Source organism: Pseudomonas sp. R5-89-07, from assembly GCF_003851685.1.
Taxonomy (GTDB): Bacteria; Pseudomonadota; Gammaproteobacteria; order Pseudomonadales; family Pseudomonadaceae; genus Aquipseudomonas.
Genome location: NZ_CP027727.1, coordinates 1,445,884 through 1,469,043 on the forward strand (window position 1 = coordinate 1,445,884; position 23,160 = coordinate 1,469,043).

The 23,160-nt window shown below is 60.9% G+C and carries 21 protein-coding genes; 10 read left to right on the forward strand and 11 right to left on the reverse strand.

Annotated elements, in window-relative coordinates:
- Positions 1 to 105 precede the first annotated feature (105 nt).
- Complete coding sequence (locus C4J94_RS06595; protein WP_065886074.1) at positions 106 to 315, forward strand: cold-shock protein; 210 nt, start codon at positions 106 to 108, stop codon at positions 313 to 315.
- A gap of 131 nt (positions 316 to 446) precedes the next feature.
- Here C4J94_RS06595 and C4J94_RS06600 read toward each other — a convergent pair whose 3' ends face one another.
- The 4 genes from C4J94_RS06600 to C4J94_RS06615 all read right to left on the reverse strand — a co-directional run bounded on the left by C4J94_RS06600 (position 447) and on the right by C4J94_RS06615 (position 5,678).
- Positions 447 to 824, reverse strand: a complete 378-nt coding sequence (locus tag C4J94_RS06600) for a hypothetical protein (protein ID WP_124385435.1) — start codon at positions 822 to 824, stop codon at positions 447 to 449.
- 54 nt (positions 825 to 878) lie between these two features.
- Complete coding sequence (locus tag C4J94_RS06605; RefSeq protein ID WP_124385436.1) at positions 879 to 1,688, reverse strand: putative RNA methyltransferase; 810 nt, start codon at positions 1,686 to 1,688, stop codon at positions 879 to 881.
- The gene (gene dapE / locus C4J94_RS06610; RefSeq protein WP_124385437.1) at positions 1,688 to 2,839 is read right to left on the reverse strand and encodes a succinyl-diaminopimelate desuccinylase; all 1,152 of its coding nucleotides are present in this window, start codon (positions 2,837 to 2,839) and stop codon (positions 1,688 to 1,690) included. The genes C4J94_RS06605 and dapE overlap by 1 nt, the downstream gene beginning before the upstream one ends.
- 247 nt (positions 2,840 to 3,086) lie before the next feature.
- Positions 3,087 to 5,678, reverse strand: coding sequence for a glycosyltransferase (locus tag C4J94_RS06615; RefSeq protein ID WP_124385438.1), 2,592 nt, complete (start codon positions 5,676 to 5,678; stop codon positions 3,087 to 3,089).
- A gap of 217 nt (positions 5,679 to 5,895) precedes the next feature.
- On the opposite strand from C4J94_RS06615, the gene tcdA reads away from it, so the two are divergent.
- Positions 5,896 to 6,705, forward strand: coding sequence for a tRNA cyclic N6-threonylcarbamoyladenosine(37) synthase TcdA (gene tcdA / locus C4J94_RS06620; RefSeq protein WP_124385439.1), 810 nt, complete (start codon positions 5,896 to 5,898; stop codon positions 6,703 to 6,705).
- Between the two features lie 117 nt (positions 6,706 to 6,822).
- On the opposite strand, the gene C4J94_RS06625 is transcribed toward tcdA, so the two are convergent.
- The 4 genes from C4J94_RS06625 to C4J94_RS06640 form a co-directional block, all read right to left on the reverse strand.
- Positions 6,823 to 7,236: a SufE family protein gene (locus tag C4J94_RS06625; RefSeq protein ID WP_124385440.1), complete on the reverse strand. Its 414-nt coding sequence runs from the start codon at positions 7,234 to 7,236 to the stop codon at positions 6,823 to 6,825.
- Positions 7,233 to 8,438 (reverse strand): aminotransferase class V-fold PLP-dependent enzyme, encoded by a 1,206-nt coding sequence (locus C4J94_RS06630; RefSeq protein WP_124385441.1) that lies wholly within the window; start codon positions 8,436 to 8,438, stop codon positions 7,233 to 7,235. The genes C4J94_RS06625 and C4J94_RS06630 overlap by 4 nt, the downstream gene beginning before the upstream one ends.
- A gap of 69 nt (positions 8,439 to 8,507) precedes the next feature.
- Positions 8,508 to 9,542: a 2,3,4,5-tetrahydropyridine-2,6-dicarboxylate N-succinyltransferase gene (gene dapD / locus C4J94_RS06635; RefSeq protein WP_124385442.1), complete on the reverse strand. Its 1,035-nt coding sequence runs from the start codon at positions 9,540 to 9,542 to the stop codon at positions 8,508 to 8,510.
- Positions 9,543 to 9,573: 31 nt separating this feature from the next.
- Positions 9,574 to 9,936: an ArsC family reductase gene (locus tag C4J94_RS06640; protein WP_053137275.1), complete on the reverse strand. Its 363-nt coding sequence runs from the start codon at positions 9,934 to 9,936 to the stop codon at positions 9,574 to 9,576.
- A 200-nt stretch (positions 9,937 to 10,136) separates the two neighbouring features.
- Here C4J94_RS06640 and C4J94_RS06645 point away from each other — a divergent pair, with 200 nt between their 5' ends.
- Positions 10,137 to 11,780 carry a Na+/H+ antiporter gene (locus tag C4J94_RS06645; protein WP_124385443.1) on the forward strand — a complete coding sequence of 548 codons (1,644 nt, stop codon included), beginning with the start codon at positions 10,137 to 10,139 and terminating at the stop codon, positions 11,778 to 11,780.
- Positions 11,781 to 11,829: 49 nt separating this feature from the next.
- On the opposite strand, the gene dapC is transcribed toward C4J94_RS06645, so the two are convergent.
- The 3 genes from dapC to map form a co-directional block, all read right to left on the reverse strand.
- A complete protein-coding gene (gene dapC, locus C4J94_RS06650; protein WP_124385444.1) occupies positions 11,830 to 13,029 on the reverse strand; it encodes a succinyldiaminopimelate transaminase in 1,200 nt (399 codons plus the stop codon).
- 73 nt (positions 13,030 to 13,102) lie between these two features.
- Positions 13,103 to 15,805, reverse strand: a complete 2,703-nt coding sequence (locus tag C4J94_RS06655; protein WP_124385445.1) for a [protein-PII] uridylyltransferase — start codon at positions 15,803 to 15,805, stop codon at positions 13,103 to 13,105.
- A 64-nt stretch (positions 15,806 to 15,869) separates the two neighbouring features.
- Complete coding sequence (gene map / locus C4J94_RS06660; protein WP_124385446.1) at positions 15,870 to 16,664, reverse strand: type I methionyl aminopeptidase; 795 nt, start codon at positions 16,662 to 16,664, stop codon at positions 15,870 to 15,872.
- Between the two features lie 386 nt (positions 16,665 to 17,050).
- Here map and rpsB point away from each other — a divergent pair, with 386 nt between their 5' ends.
- The 7 genes from rpsB (at position 17,051) to ispC (ending at position 23,147) form a co-directional block, all read left to right on the forward strand.
- Positions 17,051 to 17,788, forward strand: a complete 738-nt coding sequence (gene rpsB / locus C4J94_RS06665) for a 30S ribosomal protein S2 (RefSeq protein ID WP_003219330.1) — start codon at positions 17,051 to 17,053, stop codon at positions 17,786 to 17,788.
- A gap of 203 nt (positions 17,789 to 17,991) precedes the next feature.
- Positions 17,992 to 18,855, forward strand: a complete 864-nt coding sequence (gene tsf / locus C4J94_RS06670; protein WP_124385447.1) for a translation elongation factor Ts — start codon at positions 17,992 to 17,994, stop codon at positions 18,853 to 18,855.
- 212 nt (positions 18,856 to 19,067) lie between these two features.
- Positions 19,068 to 19,811 (forward strand): UMP kinase, encoded by a 744-nt coding sequence (gene pyrH, locus C4J94_RS06675; RefSeq protein ID WP_124385448.1) that lies wholly within the window; start codon positions 19,068 to 19,070, stop codon positions 19,809 to 19,811.
- Entirely contained in the window at positions 19,808 to 20,365 is a 558-nt protein-coding gene (gene frr / locus C4J94_RS06680) for a ribosome recycling factor (protein ID WP_065886088.1), read from the forward strand. The genes pyrH and frr overlap by 4 nt, the downstream gene beginning before the upstream one ends.
- A gap of 17 nt (positions 20,366 to 20,382) precedes the next feature.
- Positions 20,383 to 21,138: a polyprenyl diphosphate synthase gene (gene uppS, locus C4J94_RS06685; protein ID WP_124385449.1), complete on the forward strand. Its 756-nt coding sequence runs from the start codon at positions 20,383 to 20,385 to the stop codon at positions 21,136 to 21,138.
- The gene (locus C4J94_RS06690) at positions 21,139 to 21,945 is read left to right on the forward strand and encodes a phosphatidate cytidylyltransferase (RefSeq protein WP_124385450.1); all 807 of its coding nucleotides are present in this window, start codon (positions 21,139 to 21,141) and stop codon (positions 21,943 to 21,945) included. It begins immediately after the preceding gene.
- Positions 21,942 to 23,147, forward strand: coding sequence for a 1-deoxy-D-xylulose-5-phosphate reductoisomerase (ispC, locus tag C4J94_RS06695; RefSeq protein ID WP_124385451.1), 1,206 nt, complete (start codon positions 21,942 to 21,944; stop codon positions 23,145 to 23,147). The genes C4J94_RS06690 and ispC overlap by 4 nt, the downstream gene beginning before the upstream one ends.
- The last annotated feature ends 13 nt before the right edge of the window (positions 23,148 to 23,160 follow it).

Here is a 23,160-nt window from a genome sequence, read left to right on the forward strand (position 1 = left end):
CAAAAAAGCGGCGATGTAAAGTTGGGTTGATGGTTTTTGAACCTGTCTTATACTCGGCAGTTCAACGTCAGCGACTCAATAATAAAAACCAGTGGGAGTGAACAGATGACAACGCGCGAAACCGGCAATGTGAAGTGGTTCAACGATGCCAAGGGCTATGGCTTTATCCAGCGTGAGGATGGCAAGGACGTGTTCGTGCACTACCGCGCCATTCGCGGGGATGGTCACCGTTCGTTGGCCGAAGGCCAGCAGGTGGAGTATGCCGTGGTGACTGGAGAGAAAGGCTTGCAGGCGGAGGATGTAGTGGGTCTGTAAGACCACCGCTGGCCCCCTGTGGGAGGGGGCTTGCCCCCGATAGCGGTGGGTCAGCCAATGTATCTGGTGACTGACACTCAGTAATCGGGGGCAAGCCCCCTCCCACATTTGATTGGGTTCTCAGCTCGGAATCAGGCGGTTTTCCAGGTGATCTGTTCTTCACCGTCTGCGCTGATGCGAATCCAGGTGTCGGCGCTGTCCTCGCCTTCTTCCTCGACCCAGGTCCCCGGTGCGCAACGCACTTCAACGTTCAATGCGGAAAATGCGGCGCGGGCGCAGGCGATGTCGTCGTCCCACGGGGTCTGGTCGCTTTCCAGGAACAGGCTGTTCCACTTGCCGACCGCTTTTGGCAGCCAGGTCACCGGCACGTTGCCGGCCTTGCACTTGTAGGTCTGGCCCTTCTGGACCCAGTCGGTGCACGGGCCCAGGGCGGCGCCCAGCCAGGCGGCGATGGCCTTGTGGTCGACGTCGGCGTCCTTCAGGTAAATCTCAATATCGGGTTGGCGCATGGATGTTCCTCGTCGCGGGATTCGAAAATCCATTCGCGGGTGCTGAAAAGTCGGTTATTGAAGCACGAAATAATCGTAGCGCATCGACACGGTGACCTGCAGCGGCTCGGCGGCCTCGATCACCTCGCTGCGCCGCTCGGCACTGGCGCGCCAGCCGTGCGGGGTCATGGCCAGCAGGTTGGCGCGGTCGGTGGGCTCGGCCAGGCTCAGGGTGAACTCAAGGGTTTCGCTGTGGGCCAGGCTCATGCCATCCGGCACCAGCGCCAGGTGTTTGTCGTCGGTGTACTCGCGCACCTCGTCGTACAAGCGCTCACGCAACTCCATCAGATGGCCGCGAGTGGGACCGACCTTCATCAAGCCGCCACCTGGGCTGAGCAAGCGCTTGGCTTCCTGCCAGTCCAGCGGGCTGAACACGCTGGCGAGAAACTGGCAACTGGCGTCGGCCAAGGGGATGCGGGCCATGCTGGCGATCAACCAGGTCAGCGCCGGGTTGCGCTTGCATGCCCGCTTGACCGCTTCCCTGGAAATATCCAGGGCGTAACCGTCGGCGTGGGGCAGGGCGTCGGCGATCTGCGCGGTGTAGTAACCCTCGCCGCAGCCGATGTCCACCCAGCGCTGCGGCGCGCGTTCAGCGGCCAGCTCGGCCAGGCGCCGGGCCACAGGGGCGTAGTGCCCGGCATTGAGAAAGTCGCGGCGCGCCTCGACCATCGCCAGGTTATCGCCCGGGTCGCGGCTGTTCTTGTGCTGCACCGGCAGCAGGTTCAGGTAACCCTGGCGTGCACGGTCGAAACGGTGCCCGGCCGGGCACGCCACGCCGTTGTCCACCGGGTTGAGCGGGGCGCTGCAAAGGGGGCAAGCGAGCATCAGGCGAGCAACTTGATCAGGGTCTGGTAGTAGATTTCGGTCAACACATCGAGGTCGCTGGCGAGGATGCGCTCGTTGACCTGATGGATCGTCGCATTCACCGGGCCCAGCTCGACCACTTGCGTGCCCAGGGTCGCGATGAAGCGGCCATCCGAGGTGCCGCCGCTGGTGGACGCCTGGGTCTCACGACCGGTGATCGCCTTGATGCTGGCCGATACCGCGTCGAGCAACGCGCCCGGCTCGGTAAGGAATGGCAGGCCTGACAGTGCCCAGTCCACATGCCAGTCCAGGCCGTGTTTATCCAGGATCGCTGCCACCCGCTGTTGCAACGCTTCCACGGTGGATTCGGTGGAGAAACGGAAGTTGAACACCGCCGTCAGGTCGCCGGGAATCACGTTGGTGGCGCCGGTACCGGAATTGAGGTTGGAGATCTGGAAGCTGGTCGGCGGGAAGAAGCTGTTGCCATCATCCCAATGCTCGGCAGCGAGTTCGGCCAATGCCGGTGCGGCCAGGTGGATCGGGTTCTTCGCCAGGTGCGGATACGCCACGTGGCCTTGCACGCCGCGCACGGTCAGGGTGGCGCCGAGGGAGCCACGACGGCCATTCTTGACCACGTCACCCACCAGCGTGGTACTCGACGGCTCGCCGACGATGCACCAGTCCAGGCGCTCCTTGCGCGCGGCCAGGCGTTCGATCACGGCCTTGGTGCCATGGTGCGCCGGGCCTTCTTCATCGCTGGTGATCAGGAAGGCCACCGAGCCTTTGTGGTCCGGGTAGTCGGCGACAAAACGCTCCGACGCCACCAGCATCGCCGCCAGGCTGCCTTTCATGTCCGCCGCGCCACGGCCGCACAGCATGCCGTGTTCGTCGATCAGCGCGTCGAACGGATCGTTCTGCCAGGCCTGCACCGGGCCGGTCGGCACCACGTCAGTGTGGCCGGCAAAGCACAGCACCGGGCCGTCGTGTTTGCCATGGGTGGCCCAGAAGTTATCCACCTCGAAGATGCGCATCGGCTCGAGCGCAAAACCGGCGTCGCCCAGGCGCTGCATCATCAGCTTCTGGCAGTCGGCATCGATCGGTGTGACCGACGGGCGACGGATCAGGTCGATGGCGAGTTGAAGGGTCGGCGAAAGGTCGGCATGGGCCGTCATGGGAAAACTCCGGAAAGCGTGTAATGGGCGCAGGACGAATGTGCTGAAACGGCGCAGATTCAATGTGGGAGGGGGCTTGCCCCCGATGGCGGTTTATCAGCAACCAATTAGCTGACTGACACGCTGCTATCGGGGGCAAGCCCCCTCCCACATAAGGCAATCGGTGCTTGCCTGATCCAACAAAACGGCCGTTATCTTATAGCAAAACGGCGACCAGAGGCCGCCGTTTAGTGGATTGCGCAAGTTTTTACGCAGCGGGTGCGGGCTCAGCCTTCGCCGCAGGTTTGGGCAGCGAAGACAGGAACGCCATGATCAACGCGGCCACATACGGCAGCGATTGCACCAGCAGCATCACCACCCAGAAGCGCATGTCATTGCTCGGCAGGCCCTGCACCAGGTAGATCCCCAGCGCCGCGCCCCACAACAGCAGCATGATGAACATTTCTTCGCGGGCTTCGGAAATCGCCACCCAGAAGCCGTGGTTATCGGCGTTTTTCGGTGTACGAAAGAACGGAATGCTGGTGGTGAAGAAGCCGTACAGCACCGCCTTGGCGATGGTGTGCGACAACGCCAGGCCGGCCAGCGCCGCGCAGAATGCGTCCTTGAGGTTCACCCCGACCGCACGGCGGTAGAGGAAGATGATCTTGCCCACCTTGAACACGAACAGCGCCAACGGCGGGATGGCGAAGATCAGCAACGGCGGATCGACGCGGGTCGGCACGATGATCATCGCCGCCGACCACAACAGCGCGCCGACGGTGAAGAAGATGTTCATGCCGTCCGCCACCCATGGCAGCCAGCCTGCGAGGAAGTGATAGCGCTGGCCACGGGTCAGTTCGGTGTCCTTGCCGCGCAGCAGGCTGGCGGTGTGGCGCTTGATGATCTGAATCGCGCCGTAGGCCCAGCGGAAACGCTGTTTCTTGAAGTCGATAAAGGTATCGGGCATCAAGCCTTTGCCGTAGCTGTCGTGGTAATACGCCGCCGACAGGCCTTTTTCGAACACGCGCAGGCCCAGTTCGGCATCTTCACAGATGCACCAATCGGCCCAGCCCAGTTCTTCGAGTACCGAGCGACGGGTCATGGTCATGGTGCCGTGCTGGATGATCGCGTCACGGTCGTTACGGGTGACCATGCCGATATGGAAGAAGCCTTTGTATTCGGCATAGCAGAGCTTCTTGAAGGTGCTTTCGTTCTGGTCGCGGTAATCCTGCGGCGACTGCACCACGGCGATTTTCGGGTCGGCGAAGTGCGGCACCATGTGCTTGAGCCAGTTGGGCGACACGCAGTAATCCGAGTCGATCACCGCGATCACTTCGGCGTCCTTGGCGGTGTGCGGAATCAGGTAGTTCAGCGCGCCGCCCTTGAAACCGGCCAATGGCGCGACGTGGAAGAACTTGAAGCGCGGGCCCAGGGTTTCGCAGTAGTCGCGCACCGGTTCCCATACCGCCGGGTCCTTGGTGTTGTTGTCGATGATCAGCACTTCGAAGTCCGGGTAATCGAGTGCGGCCAGGGCGTCGAGGGTCTGTTTGACCATCTCCGGCGGCTCGTTGTAGCACGGCACATGGATCGACACCTTCGGGCGGTAGTCCGATTCCCCTTCGACCGGCAGGAATTCACGCCGGCGCTTGTGAGTCCACACCGCCTCCGCCAGCTCGTGGGCTTCGGTCAGCAGCACGATGAATACGCCCATGGCACCCAGGGCCAGCAAGAAACCGACGGTCAGGCTGAACCAGGTGCTGTACTGCTGACTGTAGTCGTAGCCGATCCACACCAGCACCGACCCGCACAGGAACGCGATAAACGTCAGGAAAGTACGGCCGCGCTGGCGCAAGGCCGAGCCGTCGATCATCAGCAGGGTCAGCGACAGCAGGGCGAGCACCACCGAGCCGATCGCCAGCACACGCCATTGCGGAATGGCGACCACCGGGCCTTCAAAGTTGAATTTCTGCTGGCGCGCGGCGTTGTACACGCCCCAATAGGCACCGGCCGAGCCTTCGTCGCTGACTTTCCAGGGTTGGTCGAAGGCTTCGATCACAAAATAGTTGAAGCCTTGGCGATTGAGTTTGTTGACCAGTGTGCGCAGGTAAATCGCCTGGTCTGCTGGCGACGATTCATTACCGCCGCGCATGCGTCCGTTACTTGGCCAGCCGACTTCCGACAGCAGCAACGGCTTTTTCGGGAACATTTTTTTCAGGTCCCTGGCGCGGTCGAGTACGTACTGGCCGGCCTTATCCATCGGAATGAACTCCCAGAACGGCAGGATGTGCGCGGCGATCAGGTCGACGTGCTTGGCCAGTTGCGGGTTCTTTTCCCAGATGTGCCATTGCTCGGAGGTGGTCACCGGCACTTTCACGGCGGCGCGCACCCGGTCCAGCAGCACGATCAGCGCCTCGGGGGTGATCTCTTCACGGAACAGCGCTTCGTTACCCACCACCACGCGCACCACGCTGCGCGAGCTGTTGGCGATCTCGATGGCGCGCTGGATTTCGCGTTCATTGCGTTCAAGATCCGGGCTGATCCAGATACCCAGGGTCACCCGCAGGCCGAACTCTTCCGCAAGCTTAGGGATATCGCCCAGGGTGCCGTCGACCGAGTAGGTACGGATGTTGTCCGTCAGCTTGCTCATGATCTCGAGGTCGCGACGCATCTGTTCGTCGCTGGGGTACTGCTCTTTCTGCGGATACTGGCCTTGCTGGAACGGCGAGTAAGAAAAGCCGGAAATCTGTTCAGGCCAGTTGGGGGTAGTGACCGGGCGGTTGATCAGCGCCCAGAAGCCGGTGAACAGTGCGGCAATAGCCAGCACCACCACCAGGTTGAGTCCAAATTTACGCGATGACATGGCGATTTCGGGTTCCAAAGGGTGTGGAACGAAAAGAGGTGTCGGCCTGCGCCGAACGGCGCGCATCCTACACCGGCCGTTCCCTGAGCGTATAGCAGACAGAGAAAAGCCGGACGTTAGTCCGCGAATGTTCACCTAAGTTCTTTACTTGTAACTTGTAGCTTAAAACTTGCCGCTGTGTAGCTCATAATGCGCGCCGGTTTTTGGGGTAATGGTCATGAGCACAGAAGATCCACGGTTTGCAGGCGTTGCCCGCTTGTATGGCATTGAAGGCCTGGAACGCTTGAAAGCGGCCCATGTGGCGATCGTCGGCGTTGGCGGCGTGGGCTCGTGGGCGGCGGAAGCCATCGCCCGCTGCGGGGTGGGCGAGATTTCGCTATTCGATCTGGATGACGTCTGCGTCAGCAACAGCAACCGCCAGTTACATGCGCTGGACAGCACCGTGGGCAAACCCAAGGTTGAAGTGATGGCCGAACGCCTGCGTGGCATCAACCCGGCGTGCACGGTACATGCGGTGGCGGACTTCGTGACCCGCGACACCATGGCCGAGTACATCACCCCCAATATCGATTGCGTGATCGACTGCATTGACGCGGTCAACGCCAAGGCGGCGCTGATCGCCTGGTGCAAGCGCCGCAAGATCCAGATCATCACCACCGGTGGCGCCGGCGGGCAGATCGACCCGACGCTGATCCAGGTGTGTGACCTGAACCGCACCTTCAATGACCCGCTGGCCTCGAAAGTGCGCTCCACGTTGCGCCGCGACTATGGCTTCTCCCGCACGGTGACCCGTCATTACAGCGTGCCGTGTGTGTTTTCCACCGAGCAACTGCGCTACCCCAAGCCGGACGGCAGCATCTGTTTGCAGAAGAGTTTCGTCGGCGACGGCGTGAAGCTCGATTGTGCCGGTGGGTTTGGCGCGGTGATGATGGTGACCGCTACGTTCGGCATGGTGGCGGCGACCAAGGCGGTGGACAAGATTGTGGCCGGGGTGCGCCGGCCGTCGGAGCGGGTCAAGCCCGCCTGAATCTCAGTACGCTGCCTTGCTCAAAATGTGGGAGGGGGCTTGCCCCCGATTGCGGTGGATCAATCAGCTCATTCAGTGACTGACACTCAGCCATCGGGGGCAAGCCCCCTCCCACAGTCAGTTTTGGGTTTGGCTCATGGAGCGCATGCGCTGCAGCACAGCATTCAAGCCATTGCTGCGTGACGGTGAGAGCTGGCGCGACAATCCTAGTTGATTGAACCACTCAGGCAGGTCAACCGCTTGCAACTGCGCAGCCGACAACCCATTGACCCGTGCCAGCAACAACGCCACCAGTCCACGAATCATCCGCGCGTCGCTGCTGGCAGCAAATTGCCAGTGACCGTCCTCTAAGCGTCCCACCAACCACACCAGGCTTTCACAGCCCTGTACGAGGTTGGCATCGATCTTATCCTCATCCGCCAATACGGGCAGACGTTCACCCCATTGCATCAGCATCCGGGCGCGTTGTTCCCAGCCGCCTACGGCCTGAAAGGCTTCCAGCGCAGCCACCGCATCTGCCGGCAAGCTCATCGCAACATATCCAGCGCCTGGTCCAGCGCTTCAAAGAAGCGCTCCAGATCATCGGAGTCGTTGTACAGCGCCAGGGACACGCGAATCGCCCCCGACAACTGCAGCGCCTTGAGCAACGGCATCGCACAGTGATGACCGGCACGCACGGCAATTCCCTGTTCGGTCAGCAGGTGAGCAAGGTCGGCGTTATGCACGCCCTCGACGACAAAGCTGACCAGTGCCACCTGAGGCGTGCCCAATATGCGCACGCCATTGCGCGCCTTCAATCCCCGCAGCAGATAGTCGTGCAACGCCGCCTCGTGCCTGACCACCGCCTGTTGATCCAGCGAAGTCAGGTAGTCGAGCGTCGCGCCCAGGCCGATCACGCTGGCAATCGGCGGCGTTCCCGCTTCAAAACCCAGCGGGGCAGGGCGGAAGCTGGCGCTGTGGTAATCGGCCTGCTGCACCATCTCGCCGCCGAACTGCCAGTGGCGCAGATGATGCAAGGCGTCGTGGCGGCCGTATAACACGCCGACCCCGTCCGGGCCGTACAGCTTGTGGCTGGAAAATACATAGAAGTCGCAGCCCAAGGCCTGCACATCGTGGCGGCCGTGGACGATGCCTTGGGCGCCGTCGATCACCGTCAGTGTGCCGTGGGTGCGGGCCAGCCCGAGCAAGGCGTCGAGCGGCTGCCAGGCGCCGAGTACGTTGGATAGCTGGCTCACCGCCAGCAGGCGGGTGCGCGGGCCGATCAGCCGGGCGGCGGCCTCAAGGTCAACCACCCCGTCAGCGTCCAGTGGCAATACCACCAGGGTCAGTGCGCGACGTTTGGCCAGTTGCTGCCACGGCAGCAGGTTGGCGTGGTGTTCCAGGGCGCTGATGGCAATCTCATCGCCCGCATTGAATAAGTGCTCCAGGCCGTAGGCCAGGAGGTTCAGCGCAGAGGTTGCGCCGTGGGTGAACACCACCTGCCCGCTGTCGCCCGCATTCAACCACTGCGCAACCTTGCTGCGACTGTCTTCAAACGCCTGGGTCGCGTGGGCACCCGGCAGATGCTGGGCACGGTGCACATTGGCTGCGCCATTGGCGTAGTAATGGTTGATCGCATCCAGCAGGGCTTGGGGTTTTTGCGTGGTCGCGGCGTTGTCCAGGTAGGTCTGGTCTTGCCGTTGCAGGGTGGCGATGGCTGGAAAGTCAGCACGCCAGGGGGAGGGCACAAGCATGATGTTCAAGACTCGTATAAGCGAGCCGCCCCCGAAGGTGCGGCGCGCTGGGCGGCATCGAGTGGCTGCTTAGTTGTGAGCGTGCAGCGCTTCGTTCAGTTCGATGGCCGATTTGTGGGTTTTGCACTCCACGGCACCGGTCTCGGAGTTGCGACGGAACAGCAGGTCCGGCTGGCCCGCCAGTTCACGCGCCTTGACCACTTTGACCAGTTGGTTCTTCTCGTCCAGCAAGGCAACCTTGGTGCCGGCGGTAACGTACAGGCCGGACTCCACGGTGTTGCGGTCGCCCAATGGGATGCCAATACCGGCGTTGGCGCCGATCAGGCAGCCTTCGCCGACCTTGATCACGATGTTGCCGCCACCCGACAGGGTGCCCATGGTCGAGCAGCCGCCGCCCAGGTCGGACCCCTTGCCGACGAACACGCCAGCCGAGACGCGGCCTTCGATCATGCCAGGGCCTTCGGTACCGGCATTGAAGTTGATGAAACCTTCGTGCATGACGGTGGTGCCTTCGCCCACGTAGGCGCCCAGGCGCAGGCGGGCGGCGTCAGCGATACGCACACCGCTCGGCACCACGTAGTCGGTCATTTTCGGGAATTTGTCCACCGAGAACACTTCCAGCAGATCGCCACGCAGGCGCGCTTCCAGCTGGCGTTCGGCCAGTTCGGCGATATCGATGGCGCCCTGGCTGGTCCAGGCCACGTTCGGCAGTTGCGGAAACACACCGGCTAGATTAAGGCCGTGAGGCTTGACCAGGCGATGGGACAGCAGGTGCAGCTTGAGGTAGGCCTCAGGCGTGGAGGTCAGTGCGGCATCTTCGGCCAGCAAGGTCGCAACCAGCGGGGTATGGCTTTCGGCCAGGCGGCTGAGCAGGGCGGCCTGGGCGGCGTCAACGCCTTTGAGTGCGTCGGCCAGTTGCAGGGCCTGGGTGACGGTGAAGCTAATCGCCTGGTTGCCTTCGGTGTAACCGAGGATCGGCGCGATGGCCGCGACGATGTCAGCCGACGGGTTGAGCAAGGGCTGTGCGTAAAACACTTCCAGCCAAGCACCTTGGCGGTTCTGAGTGCCGACGCCGAAGCCCAGGCTGAACAGGGAATTGGACATGCTGTTACCTCTACAAAAATGGAAAGCTGGCCTACTTGAGGGCCGCCGAATAACTATCTGGCTTGAAGCCAATCAGGGTTCTGTCACCGAGATCGAGCACCGGGCGCTTGATCATCGAGGGTTGTGCGAGCATCAATTCAATGGCTTTCGACTGGTCGAGATCGGCTTTGCGTTCGTCTTCGAGTTTGCGAAAGGTGGTGCCCGCACGGTTCAAAACCACCTGCCAACCGTGCTCGTTGCACCATTGGGTCAAGTGTTCGCGGTCGATACCGGCCGTTTTGTAATCATGGAACTCATAGCTCACAGCGTGCTCATCGAGCCAGGTGCGCGCCTTTTTCATGGTGTCGCAGGCTTTGATGCCGAAAAGGTGCAGGGTTTTGCTTGAAGCAGTCAAGGAATTGCCCCCTTTTGACCAATGAAAAATGGAAGATCACGGATTATGCCACGCTCGGCGCGTTTCGGCGCCGCTCGTCAGCAGGCTGCGACTTTTGTGCAAAAGCCAGCGCTTAACATAGCCGGGTAATATGGCACTTCAACGGCCAATCGTTGCCTGATGTGTGTCGTTGCAAGTTGATTGTCTGGGAAATCCGCGTTATGCAAACCGCCTACACCGTTCTTATCCTGCTGATGCTGGTCAGCGTTTCGCGCTTGGTCGGGCGCATCATTCCCCTTCCGCTGCCCCTGGTGCAGATTGCCGCCGGGGCCCTGCTGGCGTGGCCCACGTTGGGCCTGCACGTGGCATTGGACCCGGAGCTGTTCCTGTTTCTATTCCTGCCACCGCTGCTGTTTTCCGATGGCTGGCGCATGCCCAAGCGTGAACTGTGGCGCTTGCGCGGGCCGATCCTGACACTGGCCGTCGGGCTGGTGCTGTTCACGGTGGTCGGCGCGGGTTATTTCATCCACTGGATTGTGCCGACGATTCCGTTGCCGGTGGCTTTCGCCCTGGCGGCCGTGTTGTCGCCGACGGATGCCGTTGCGGTGTCGGCCATTTCCCAGAACCGCTTGCCCACGCCCTTGATGCACATGCTCCAGGGCGAGGCCTTGATGAATGACGCGTCGGGCCTGGTGACCTTCAAGTTTGCCCTGGCGGCCGCCCTGACCGGAGTGTTTTCCCTGGCCGATGCCAGCCTGACCTTTGTCCTGGTCGCCGTGGGTGGGCTGGCGGTCGGTGTGGCGTTGAGTTGGCTGGTCGGTCGCCTGCGCGCCTGGATGATCGCGCGAGGTTGGGATGACCCGGCCACCCACGTGGTGTTCATGTTGCTGCTGCCGTTCGCGGCCTACGTCCTGGCCGAACGCTTGGGCGCGTCGGGCATTTTGTCGGCGGTGGCGGCGGGAATGATGCAGAGCTGGCTGGACCTGCTGCCGCGTCAAACCAGTACACGGCTGCTCAATCGCAGCGTGTGGTCGCTGCTGGAGTTTGCGTTCAATGGCTTGATCTTTCTGCTGCTGGGCCTGCAATTGCCGGACATCATCAAAGCGGTGGTGAGCCATGAAACGACGTTGTGGCCGACCTTGATGTATCGCTGCCTGGATGTGATTGCAATCTTCCTGGTGCTGGTGGTGCTGCGCTTTATCTGGGTGCAAAGCATCTGGCGGCTGTCAGGCCTGCTGCGGCGCGTGCGTGGGAAGCCCGAGCTGACCCTGGTGCCCACGGCACGGTCCTGCTGGTTGCTGACGGTGGGCGGTGTGCGCGGTGCGGTGACACTGGCGGGCGTAATGTCGGTGCCATTGCTGCTGGCGCCGGGCCAGGCTTTTCCGGAGCGCGACCTGCTGATCTTCATCGCGGCCGGTGTCATCCTGTTGTCGCTGGTCGCCGCCTGTATCGCGCTGCCGCTGCTGCTTCGTGGCATCGAAAAGAGCCCCGATGAAAAGCGTCACAGAGAAGTCCGCGAAGCCTGGAAAAAAACCGCCGTGGCGGCGATCCATGCGCTGGAAGCTGAAGAGCCTGAAGAAAGTGCAGTGCCGGATGCGGCTCAAGCGGCATTGGCCACAGAGCTCAAGGCCCGACTGATGTCTGAATATCGCCACCAGCTCGAGGTATTCAACGATTCCGCCGAAGCCCAGGCACTGGCGCTGCAGATGGACCAGCTGGAACGCAAGCTGCGCCTCAAGGGGCTGCGCGCGCAACGGCTGGAGTTGTATCGTTTGAGCCGCCAACATCAGATTGGCGATGACGTATTGCGCGAAGTCCTGGCTGATCTGGATATGAGTGAAGCGAACTTGGGCCGCCTCAAGTAGTTCTGTCCCGCTCAACGGCCGCCCCCACGGTGTGGGAGCGGCTTGAACCTTAAGCGCGGCGCTGGATGAAATCGCGAATCCGCCCAGCCGCTTCGACACATTCGGCCAAGGGCGCAACCAATGCCAGGCGCACGCGCCCGGCGCCTGGGTTGAAGCCATCTACTTCGCGGGACAGGTAAGAACCTGGCACCACCGTCACATGTTCCTCCACGAACAAATCACGGCAGAACGCCGCATCGTCTCCGTTCACGTTTGGCCACAAATAAAAGCCGCCGTCCGGGCTTTGCACATCCAGCACCGGCTTGAGGATTGCCAGCACCGCGTCGAACTTCTCACGATACAGGTCACGGTTGGCCAGTACGTGGGCTTCGTCCTGCCAGGCGGCGATGCTGGCCAGTTGGGTTTGTACCGGCATCGCGCAGCCGTGATAGGTGCGATACAGCAGGAAAGCCTTGAGAATCTCAGCGTCGCCAGCCACAAAGCCCGAGCGCAGGCCCGGCAGGTTGGAGCGCTTGGACAAACTGTGGAATACCACGCAACGTTTGAAGTCCTGGCGACCCAGGTCGACACAGGCGCTCAGCAGGCCCGGCGGCGGTGTCTGCTCGTCGAAGTACAGTTCGCTGTAACACTCATCAGCGGCGATCACGAAATCGTATTCGTCGGCCAGGGCGATCAGCTTTTTCAGGGTGTCCACCGGAATCAGTGCGCCGGTCGGGTTGCCCGGGGAGCACAGGAACAGGATCTGGCAGCGTTTCCAGATGTCCGGCGACACGGCATCGAAGTCCGGGTTGAAGCCATTGCTGTCCAGGCACGCCAGGTAGTGCGGCTTGGCGCCGGCGAGGAACGCGGCGCCTTCGTAGATCTGGTAGAACGGGTTCGGGCTCACCACCAGCGCGTCGTCACTGCGATTGACCACGGTCTGGGTAAAGGCGAACAGCGCCTCGCGCGTGCCATTGACCGGCAGGATATTGCGCGCCGGGTCCAGCCAGCCGGCAGGTACGTTGAACCGGCGCTCACACCAGGCGCCAATGGCCTCGCGCAGGGCTGGGATGCCCAGTGTGGTCGGGTACACCGCCATCTGGTCCAGGTTATTGCTCAGCGCCTCGGCCACAAACCTTGGGGATGTGTGCTTGGGCTCGCCAATCGACAGTGCAATCGGGCGTCTGTCCGGGTTCGGGGTGACGCTGCCCAGCAGGGCGCGCAGTTTCTCGAACGGGTAGGGCTGCAACTGGTTCAGGGCGTTGTTCATGGGAGCATCTCATTCAATTCGGTGGTAATGCGGTGTACCGGGCGCGGCAGACTCGACTGAGTAAGGCCGCGGTTCAAATGGTCAGGCGCGTCAGCTCGACGCCGGGTTCCTGGGTCACGCTCAATTGCTCCACGATCGCATCCTGCAGCCGGCGGCACAGCTCGGGGTCGGACAGCGGCTGGTTATCGGCGTCGGTGATGAAGAACACGTCTTCCACGCGCTCGCCGAGGGTCGCGATCTTGGCGTTCTGCAGCGACAGGTCGAACTCCAGGAAAATCCCGCCAATGCGCGCCAGCAGGCCCGGGCGATCCGGCGCGCTGAGTTCCAGCAGCGTCACCGGGCGCTGGGCATCGTTGGAGATAGTCACCTGGGGCGCAAAGGCAAAATGCTTGAGCTGGCGCGGTACCCGGCGCTGGATGATGGTCGGGTAATCGTCCGGGTTGCGCAGGGCTTCGGTAAGTCCCTCGCGGATCTTCTTCACACGCGCTGGATTGTCGCCGATCGAGTCGCCATCGGTGTCGAGCACAATGTAGGTGTCGAGGGTGAACTGGCTGCTGGAGGTGATCACTCGGGCGTCATGAATGTTCAGGTTGAGTTGGTCCATGGCCGCCACGGTTACGGCGAAGAAGTCGTGTTGGTCCGGCGCATAGATGAAGATCTGCGTGCCGCCTTCGAACTCGCGCTGGGTGGTTTCCTTGATCAGCACCAGCGGGCCGCCATCGGCCGGCTGTTGCAGGATGGCGTCGGTGTGCCAGGCGACATCGCCGGCGGTATGACGCAGGAAGTAGTCATCGCCCAGTTGCGACCACAATTGTTCGACATCGTCCGGGTCGTTGCCGCCGCGCACCAGGATATCCAGGGCCGCGCTTTGGGTGCGGCGGATCTGCTCTTCGCGATCCACCGGGTTTTCCAGGCCACGGCGCAGCGCGCGCTTGGTCTCGGTGTACAACTGGCGCAGCAGGCTGGCGCGCCAGGAGTTCCATAGCGTTGGGTTGGTGGCGTTGATGTCGGAGACGGTCAGCACGTAGAGGTAGTCGAGACGGGTTTCATCGCCGACGATCTGCGCGAAGTCGTGGATGACCTGCGGGTCGGACAGGTCCTTGCGCTGGGCGGTGGTCGACATCACCAGGTGGTTTTGCACCAGCCAGACGATCAGGCGGCTGTCCCACAGCGGCAACTGGTGGCGTTGGCAGAACGCCTCGGCATCGACCGCGCCGATCTCCGAGTGGTCGCCATGCCGGCCTTTGCCGATGTCATGGTACAGGCCGGCCAGGTAAATCAGCTCCGGTTTGGGCAGTTTGGCCATGAGCTTACTGGCCAGCGGGAATTTCTCTGACACCTGGGTGTACTGCAACTTACGCAGGTGTTTGATGAGATTCAGGGTGTGGGCGTCCACGGTGTAAATGTGGAACAGGTCGTGCTGCATCTGCCCGACGATAAAGCCGAACTCCGGCAGGTAGCGCCCGAGGATGCCGTAGCGGTTCATCCGCCGCAGGTTGCGGTGGATGCCGATCTTGCACTTGAACAGTTCGATAAACAGGCTGGTGTTGCGGATGTCGTTACGAAACTCGTCATCGATCAGGTGACGGTTTTCCCGCAGAAGGCGGATGGTGTCGGCACGCACGCCTTTGATTTCTGGCTGCTGGGCCATCAGCACGAAGATTTCCAGCATGGCGAATGGCGTGCGGCGGAACACGTTGTCGTTGCGCGCTTCGATATAGCCATCGTGCAGTTGGAAGCGCGCATTGATCGGTTGCGGCGGCGCTTCGTCTTCGGGGGCCAGGATCACTTCTTCGAAGTGCTGGATGATCAGGTCGCTGAGCTGGGCAATGCTCATCACCACCCGGTAATACTGCTGCATGAAGCTTTCGATGCTGGTCTTCGCATCTTCGCCTTCAAACCCCAGCAGGGTGGCGATGGAGCGCTGGTGGTCGAACAGCAGGCGGTCCTCGGAGCGCCCGGCAAGCATGTGCAGGGCGTAGCGCACTTTCCACAGGAATTCCTGGGACGAGGCCAGCAGGGCGTTTTCGCTCTCCACCAGAAAACCCTCGCCGGCCAGGGCACGCAGGTTCAAGGTGCCATACTGGCGGCGGGCGACCCACAAAATTGTCTGGATATCGCGCAGCCCGCCCGGCGAGCCTTTGACGTTGGGTTCCAGGTTGTATTCGGTGTCGTTGTACTTGTGGTGGCGGGCCTTTTGCTCGGCGCGCTTGGCCAGGAAGAAGTCCTTGCTCGGCCACATGTGGGCGGTGCTGGTGACTTCGAGCATGCGCTGGCGCAGGCGCTCGGGGCCGCAGATGGTGCGGCTTTCCATCAGGTTGGTGACCACCGTCAGGTCGGCGCGGGCCTCTTCTGCGCACTCGTCCACCGAGCGTACGCTCTGGCCAACTTCCAGGCCGATGTCCCACAGCAGCGTCAGAAACCGCTCGATGGAGTCGCGAAACATCTCATGGTCGGCGCTGTCCAGCAGGATCAGCAGGTCGATATCGGAATAGGGGTGCAACTCGCCACGCCCGTAGCCGCCGACCGCCACCAGCGCGATATCCGCCTCGGCGCTCCAACTGAACTGTTCCCAGGCCTTTTGCAGGATGTTGTCGACGAACCAGGCGCGGTCCTCGATCAGCCGACGGATGTCGCGGCCACTGCGAAAGCGCGCATCGAGCACCTCGCGCGCCTGGCGGATCGCCTTCTTGAACGCGGCGATGGGGCTTGCCTTCAGTGCCAGTTCGGCCTGGAACTGGCCACGGTCGAAGAGTTCGGGATCCACCTGGGGCATCGATCGGCTTTCCTTTCTATCTATCAGTCAGTCACAACACGGTTGGGGAAAACCTGGGCCACCCTTACGCCGAAGCTGCACCCGAAGTGCGCGGGATGGTGTCATCGGCGCGCAGGGTGAAGATCTCGTAGCCGGTTTCGGTGACCAGCAGGGTGTGTTCCCACTGGGCCGAGAGCTTGCGGTCCTTGGTGATGGCGGTCCAGCCGTCGCCCAATACCTTGGTGTCTGCCTTGCCCTGGTTGATCATCGGTTCGATGGTAAAGGTCATGCCGGCCTTGAGTTCCATGCCGGTGCCGGCGCGGCCGTAGTGCAGAATCTGCGGTTCTTCGTGGAAGACGGTACCGATGCCGTGGCCGCAGAACTCGCGCACCACCGAGAAGCCGTTCTTTTCGGCGTGCTTCTGGATCACTTCACCAATATCGCCCAGGCGGCAGCCGGGCTTGACGATCTCGATGGCCTTGTACATGCATTCCTGGGTCACCTGGGACAGGCGCTCGGCCCAGACCGGCACGGTGCCGACGTGGAACATGCGGCTGGTGTCGCCGAAGTAGCGGTCCTTGATCACGGTAACGTCGATGTTGAGGGTGTCGCCATCCTTCAACGGCTTGTCACCCGGAATGCCGTGGCACACCACATGGTTGACCGAGGTGCAGATCGACTTGGGGAAGCCTTTGTAGTTCAGCGGGGCTGGGATGGCTTTTTGCACATTGACGATATAGTCATGGCAGATCTGGTTCAGTTCTTCGGTGGTGACGCCGGGCTTGACGTGTTCGGCAATCATTTCCAGCACGTCGGCGGCCAGTTTGCCGGCGATACGCATGCCGGCGATGTCTTCGGCGGTTTTCAAACTAACGGTCATACAGGCTCTCTCTAGCGACAGGCGCTGAAATCAATACGGTTCACGGGCGTGCGACACAAGGTTGCCAATTCGCACAGGCCACAAAAAACGCGATTCTAACAGACGCGGGCGGCAAACCATGAGCCCCTGACGATCGCTTCTCTCTATAGAGTGGGGCTAAATCGACGCTATTCAAAGGGTTGGGGCGGGGCGGCTCAAGGCAAATGTGATTGCGGGTTCCGTTTTTGCCCTGGCTGTGGTATAAAATGCGCCGCTTTCCGGGGATGCCCCGTAGAGCTTAAATCCACACACGTGTCGACACGATGACCTGGGTGCCGGAGGCCTTGAAGCCGCTGGTTGGTCATTGGGATACGTGGAGGCCAAACCCGACTTATTAAGGAACTATCATGTCCCAAGTCAACATGCGCGATATGCTGAAGGCCGGTGTGCACTTCGGTCACCAGACCCGTTACTGGAACCCGAAAATGGGTAAGTACATTTTCGGCGCGCGTAACAAGATTCACATTATCAACCTTGAAAAAACCCTGCCAATGTTCAACGAAGCGCTGACTTTCGTAGAGCGTCTGGCCCAGGGCAAAAACAAGATCCTGTTCGTCGGCACCAAGCGTTCCGCTGGCAAGATCGTTGCTGAAGAAGCAGCACGTTGCGGTTCGCCGTACGTCGATCACCGCTGGTTGGGCGGCATGCTGACCAACTTCAAAACCATCCGTGCTTCCATCAAGCGTCTGCGTGACCTTGAAGTGCAAGCCGAAGACGGTACTTTCGCTAAGCTGACCAAGAAAGAGGCGCTGATGCGCACTCGCGACCTGGAAAAGCTCGATCGTTCCCTGGGTGGTATCAAGGACATGGGCGGTCTGCCTGACGCGCTGTTCGTTATCGACGTTGATCACGAGCGCATCGCGATCACCGAAGCCAACAAGCTGGGCATCCCTGTTATCGGCGTAGTCGATACCAACAGCAGCCCGGAAGGCGTTGACTACATCATCCCAGGCAACGATGACGCAATCCGCGCTATCCAGCTGTACATGGGTTCGATGGCTGACGCTGTAATCCGTGGTCGCAACCACGTTGCTGGTGGTACCGAGCAGTTCGTCGAAGAAGCTCCGGTAGCCGCAGCTGAGTAATTGACGCCCTGGCGTTGACTCAGTAAGCAAAAAGGGGGCTTGGCCCCCTTTTTGCCACCTCGAAAACCGTTTGTTGGCGCCCATTTGTGGCAGCGCATCCTTACTCTGTAACGTGCAGCGGCCTACAACGGAGATTCGGGAAGAATTGATCCCCCGTTCGATCGGGTGGAATGGTTGAAAACCTATCCAAGAGGAATTTGAAAATGGCAGCAATTACTGCAGCGTTGGTTAAAGAACTGCGTGAGCGTACTGGCGAAGGCATGATGGACTGCAAGAAGGCCCTGGAAAAGGCTGACGGCGACATCGAAAAAGCCATTGATGACATGCGTGCTTCCGGCGCCATCAAGGCTGCCAAGAAAGCAGGCAACGTGGCTGCTGAAGGCGCTATCGCTCTGAAAACTGACGGCAAAGCCGCCGTTCTGCTGGAAGTGAACTCGCAGACCGACTTCCTGGCTCTGCAGGATGACTTCAAGGCATTTGTTGCCGCCAGCGTTGAAAAAGCGTTCGCCGACAAACTGACTGACGTCGCTCCGCTGATCGAAGCTCAAGAAGCTGCGCGCCTGGTGCTGGTCGGCAAGGTTGGCGAAAACGTCAATATCCGTCGCCTGGTTCGCGTTGAAGGCGACGTGGTGGGTGGTTACCTGCACGGTAACAAGATCGGTGTTGCAGTTGTCCTCAAAGGCGGCGACATTGAGCTGGCGAACGATATCGCTATGCACGTAGCGGCCAGCAACCCTGAGTTCCTGCTGCCTTCGGAAGTTTCTGCCGAAGCGATAGAGCGTGAAAAAGCTGTGTTCCTGCAGCTGAACGAAGAAAAAATCAAAGGCAAGCCAGAAAACATTGTTGAGAACATGGTCAAGGGCCGTATCAGCAAGTTCCTGGCTGAAGCAAGCCTGGTTGAGCAGGCGTTCGTCAAGAACCCTGAAATCAAGGTTGGCGAACTGGCTAAGAAAGCCGGTGCTGAAATCGTTTCCTTCACCTACTTCAAGGTAGGCGAAGGCATCGAGAAGCCGGTCGACAACTTCGCTGAAGAAGTTGCTGCCCAGCTGGCTGCCGCCAAGCAATAAGACAGTTTTCAACTGTCGCCCGAAAGAGGCTGCCCGCTCACGCGCGCAGCCTCTTTTCAAATGGGAAGGCTAATTTTATTTGGCTTCCCCTCGGAACTGGCTTACAAAGCCGTGTTCCGATGGCGCTGTGATAGCGTCCAGCTAGAGTGAACGCAAGCCGTAAACGGCTCGCCAAGAATTTTTTAAAAAATACGCCGCAGGAGAGATTCGCAATGGCTCAGCAGGGCAGTGGTTATCAGGCTCGCTATAAACGCATTCTACTCAAGCTCAGCGGCGAGGCCCTGATGGGCTCGGAAGAGTTCGGGATCGACCCAAAGGTGCTTGACCGCATGGCGCTTGAAGTCGGCCAATTGGTCGGTATCGGTGTTCAGGTGGGTCTGGTGATCGGTGGCGGCAACCTGTTCCGCGGTGCGGCACTGAGCGCTGCCGGCATGGACCGAGTCACCGGCGACCACATGGGCATGCTGGCCACTGTGATGAACGCCCTGGCCATGCGCGACGCCCTGGAGCGTGCCAATATCTCGGCCATCGTGATGTCGGCTATTTCCATGGTTGGCGTGACCGATCACTACGATCGCCGCAAGGCCATGCGTCACCTGAATGCCAAGGAAGTGGTGATCTTCGCTGCCGGCACCGGCAACCCGTTCTTCACCACCGATTCGGCCGCGTGCCTGCGCGCTATCGAAATCGATGCCGATGTGGTGCTGAAGGCGACCAAGGTGGATGGCGTATACACTGCAGATCCATTCAAAGACCCGCATGCCGAGAAGTTCGATCATCTGACCTACGATGAAGTGCTGGATCGCAAGCTGGGTGTGATGGACCTGACGGCTATTTGCCTGTGCCGCGACCACAACATGCCGCTGCGCGTATTTAACATGAACAAGCCCGGCGCCCTGCTGAATATCGTACACGGCGGCGCGGAAGGGACTCTGATCGAGGAAGGCCAACAATGATCAACGAAATCAAGAAAGACGCTCAAGAGCGTATGCACAAATCCCTGGAGTCTCTGAACCATGCATTTGGTCAGATTCGTACCGGCAAGGCTCACCCAAGCATCCTGGGTAGCGTGATGGTGCCGTACTACGGCACAGACACCTCGATCACGCAGGTGGCCAACATCACCGTGAAAGACTCGCGCACCCTGCAAGTCGTGGCCTTTGAGCGCAACATGCTCGGCGCTGTCGACAAAGCTATCCAGAGCGCCGGCCTGAACCTCAACCCGACCAACCTGGGCGAGTTGCTGCTGATCTCCATGCCTGCCCTGACCGAGGAAACCCGCAAGGGCTTCACCAAACAGGCGCGCAGTGCGGCTGAAGATGCACGTGTTGCCGTGCGCAACATCCGTCGCGATGCCTTGGGTGACCTGAAAAAACTGGTCAAGGACAAGGAAATCAGCGAGGACGAAGAGCGCCGTGCCGTTGCCGATATCGACAAGCTGACCAAGGATGCGGAGGCCCAGATCACCAAGGCCACCGAAGAAAAAGAAAAGGACCTGATGGCCGTATAAGGGGTCAGGACGCCTTCATGGAAAAGACCAAGCAGACTGTGCCCTCTGTGGTGCCGCGCCATGTCGCGATCATCATGGATGGGAATAATCGCTGGGCGAAAAAACGCTTTATGCCGGGTGTTGCCGGGCATAAAGCGGGTGTCGATGCGGTGCGCGCTGTCATCGAAGTGTGTGCCGAGGCCAAGGTCGAAGTGCTGACGCTGTTTGCCTTTTCCAGTGAGAACTGGCAAAGGCCCGCCGAAGAAGTGACGGCCTTGATGGACCTGTTCTTCAAGGCGCTGCGTCGCGAGGCCAAGCGCCTCAACGAGAACAACATCTGCCTGCGCATCATTGGTGACCGCTCCCGGTTCCATCCGGAACTGCAAACGGCCATGCGTGAAGCCGAGGCCATTACTGCCGGCAGCAACCGCTTTGTGCTGCAAATCGCAGCCAATTACGGTGGCCAGTGGGACATCGCCCAGGCTGCGCAGCGACTGGCTCGCGAGGTACAGGCCGGTCATCTGCGCCCCGACGACATTACGCCCGAACTGTTGCAAACCTGTCTGGTAACCGGTGACCTGCCGTTGCCGGATTTGTGCATCCGTACCGGTGGCGAGCATCGCATCAGCAATTTCCTGCTGTGGCAGCTAGCCTATACCGAGTTGTACTTCTCCGACCTGTTCTGGCCGGACTTCAAACACGATGCCATGCGCAATGCGCTGGCCGATTTCGCTTCCCGTCAGCGTCGCTTCGGTAAAACGAGCGAGCAGATCGAAGCTGGAGCCCGGGTTTAAATGCTTAAACAACGAATCATCACGGCACTGATCCTGCTGCCGATTGCCTTGTGCGGTTTTTTCCTGCTCGAGGGTTCCGGCTTTGCGCTGTTTATCGGCCTGGTCGTAAGCCTGGGCGCCTGGGAATGGGCGCGTCTGGCGGGGTTCAGCGAGCAATTGCCGCGTGTGGTGTACGCCGTGATCGTCGCGCTGCTGCTGTTCCTGATGTACATCCTGCCTGATCTCGCGCCCTGGGTGCTGGGGGCGTCGGTACTGTGGTGGGCCTTGGCGACTTTCCTGGTGCTGACCTATCCGCGCACCAGTGGCAAGTGGTCCAGTGTGGCCTGCAAGTTGGTGATCGGCTTGCTGATCCTGCTGCCGGCCTGGCAAGGGCTGGTGGAAATCAAGCGTTTCCCGAATGGCAATGAATTGATCCTGGCGGTCATGGTGCTGGTCTGGGGCGCCGACATTGGCGCCTACTTTTCGGGCCGTGCCTTTGGCAAGCGTAAACTTGCGCCCGCCGTCAGCCCGGGCAAGAGCTGGGAAGGCGTATACGGCGGTCTGGCCCTGACGCTGCTGATTGCGCTGGTGGTCGGTGTGTTGCGCGATTGGTCGGTGAAGGAGATTTTCCTGGCTCTGCTGGGGACTGCCGTCGTCGTGTTCATTTCGGTGGTGGGCGACCTCACCGAAAGCATGTTCAAGCGCCAGGCCGGGATCAAGGACAGCAGCAACCTGCTGCCAGGTCATGGCGGCGTGCTGGATCGTATCGACAGCCTCACCGCAGCGTTGCCGATCTTTGCCGTGTTGCTGTGGATGATCGCATCTTGAGCCGTCTGCAGCAGGTTACCGTGCTGGGCGCGACAGGCTCGGTCGGGCTGAGCAGCCTGGATGTGATCGCTCGTCATCCTGATCGTTACCAGGTGTTTGCCCTGACCGGCTTCACGCGCATGAGTGAATTGCTGGCGTTATGCGTGCGCCACTCTCCGCGTTTTGCGGTGGTGCCGCAGGCCGCTGCTGCCCGTAGCTTGCAGGATGACCTGCGGGCTGCCGGCCTTGCCACCCAGGTATTGGTGGGGGAAGAGGGGTTGTGCCAGGTGTCTGCGGATGCCGAAGTGGATACTGTCGTGGCCGCAATCGTCGGGGCGGCGGGTTTGCGCCCGACACTGGCTGCAGTCGACGCGGGCAAAAAGATCCTGCTGGCCAATAAAGAAGCCCTGGTCATGTCCGGTGCGCTCTTCATGCAAGCCGTGCGCAAGAGTGGTGCGGTCCTGTTGCCCCTCGACAGCGAGCACAACGCAATCTTCCAGTGCATGCCCGCTGATTTTGCCCGCGGCTTGAGCCAGGTTGGTGTGCGCCGGATTTTGCTGACGGCGTCCGGTGGCCCCTTCCGGCAAACTCCTCTGGATGAGTTGGAGCATGTATCGCCAGACCAGGCGTGTGCGCACCCGAACTGGTCCATGGGGCGCAAGATCTCCGTGGATTCGGCGAGCATGATGAACAAGGGCCTGGAGCTGATCGAGGCCTGCTGGCTGTTCGATGCGCGGCCTGATCAAGTGGAGGTGGTGATCCACCCGCAAAGTGTGATTCATTCCCTGGTGGATTATGTGGATGGCTCGGTATTGGCGCAGTTGGGCAACCCTGATATGCGCACACCGATCGCCAATGCCCTGGCTTGGCCGGAGCGGATCGATTCTGGTGTGGCGCCGTTGGACCTGTTTGCAGTTGCGCGCCTGGATTTCCAGGCGCCGGACGAAGAGCGCTTTCCATGCCTGCGTCTGGCCCGGCAGGCGGCTGAGGCGGGTAACAGCGCGCCGGCCATGCTCAATGCAGCCAATGAGGTGGCCGTGGCAGCGTTTCTCGAACGGCGCATCCGCTTTCCGCAGATCGCGAGTATCATCGAGGACGTTCTGGATCTCGAGCCGGTAGTGGCGGTGAATGACCTGGGAGCGGTGTTCGAGGCTGATACCAAGGCTCGGGTCCTGGCCGAGCAATGGCTGGACCGCAACGCGCGTCAGGCTGTGGGCGGTTAAGCGCCTTCAGGCA

Excerpts from the sequence above, each read along its gene's own strand:
- map (WP_124385446.1), bottom strand. The coding sequence starts at position 16,664 with ATGACCGTTAGTTTGAAAACCGCCGAAGACATCGCCGGCATGCGTATC.
- C4J94_RS06605 (WP_124385436.1), bottom strand. The coding sequence starts at position 1,688 with ATGCTCGCTTGCCCCCTTTGCAGCGCCCCGCTCAACCCGGTGGACAAC.
- dapC (WP_124385444.1), bottom strand. The coding sequence starts at position 13,029 with ATGAACAACGCCCTGAACCAGTTGCAGCCCTACCCGTTCGAGAAACTG.
- frr (WP_065886088.1), top strand. The coding sequence starts at position 19,808 with ATGATCAACGAAATCAAGAAAGACGCTCAAGAGCGTATGCACAAATCC.
- C4J94_RS06615 (WP_124385438.1), bottom strand. The coding sequence starts at position 5,678 with ATGTCATCGCGTAAATTTGGACTCAACCTGGTGGTGGTGCTGGCTATT.
- C4J94_RS06645 (WP_124385443.1), top strand. The coding sequence starts at position 10,137 with ATGCAAACCGCCTACACCGTTCTTATCCTGCTGATGCTGGTCAGCGTT.
- tcdA (WP_124385439.1), top strand. The coding sequence starts at position 5,896 with ATGAGCACAGAAGATCCACGGTTTGCAGGCGTTGCCCGCTTGTATGGC.
- C4J94_RS06630 (WP_124385441.1), bottom strand. The coding sequence starts at position 8,438 with ATGCTTGTGCCCTCCCCCTGGCGTGCTGACTTTCCAGCCATCGCCACC.
- dapD (WP_124385442.1), bottom strand. The coding sequence starts at position 9,542 with ATGTCCAATTCCCTGTTCAGCCTGGGCTTCGGCGTCGGCACTCAGAAC.
- C4J94_RS06655 (WP_124385445.1), bottom strand. The coding sequence starts at position 15,805 with ATGCCCCAGGTGGATCCCGAACTCTTCGACCGTGGCCAGTTCCAGGCC.
- C4J94_RS06625 (WP_124385440.1), bottom strand. The coding sequence starts at position 7,236 with ATGAGCTTGCCGGCAGATGCGGTGGCTGCGCTGGAAGCCTTTCAGGCC.
- uppS (WP_124385449.1), top strand. The coding sequence starts at position 20,383 with ATGGAAAAGACCAAGCAGACTGTGCCCTCTGTGGTGCCGCGCCATGTC.
- C4J94_RS06600 (WP_124385435.1), bottom strand. The coding sequence starts at position 824 with ATGCGCCAACCCGATATTGAGATTTACCTGAAGGACGCCGACGTCGAC.
- rpsB (WP_003219330.1), top strand. The coding sequence starts at position 17,051 with ATGTCCCAAGTCAACATGCGCGATATGCTGAAGGCCGGTGTGCACTTC.
- pyrH (WP_124385448.1), top strand. The coding sequence starts at position 19,068 with ATGGCTCAGCAGGGCAGTGGTTATCAGGCTCGCTATAAACGCATTCTA.
- C4J94_RS06690 (WP_124385450.1), top strand. The coding sequence starts at position 21,139 with ATGCTTAAACAACGAATCATCACGGCACTGATCCTGCTGCCGATTGCC.
- dapE (WP_124385437.1), bottom strand. The coding sequence starts at position 2,839 with ATGACGGCCCATGCCGACCTTTCGCCGACCCTTCAACTCGCCATCGAC.
- tsf (WP_124385447.1), top strand. The coding sequence starts at position 17,992 with ATGGCAGCAATTACTGCAGCGTTGGTTAAAGAACTGCGTGAGCGTACT.
- C4J94_RS06595 (WP_065886074.1), top strand. The coding sequence starts at position 106 with ATGACAACGCGCGAAACCGGCAATGTGAAGTGGTTCAACGATGCCAAG.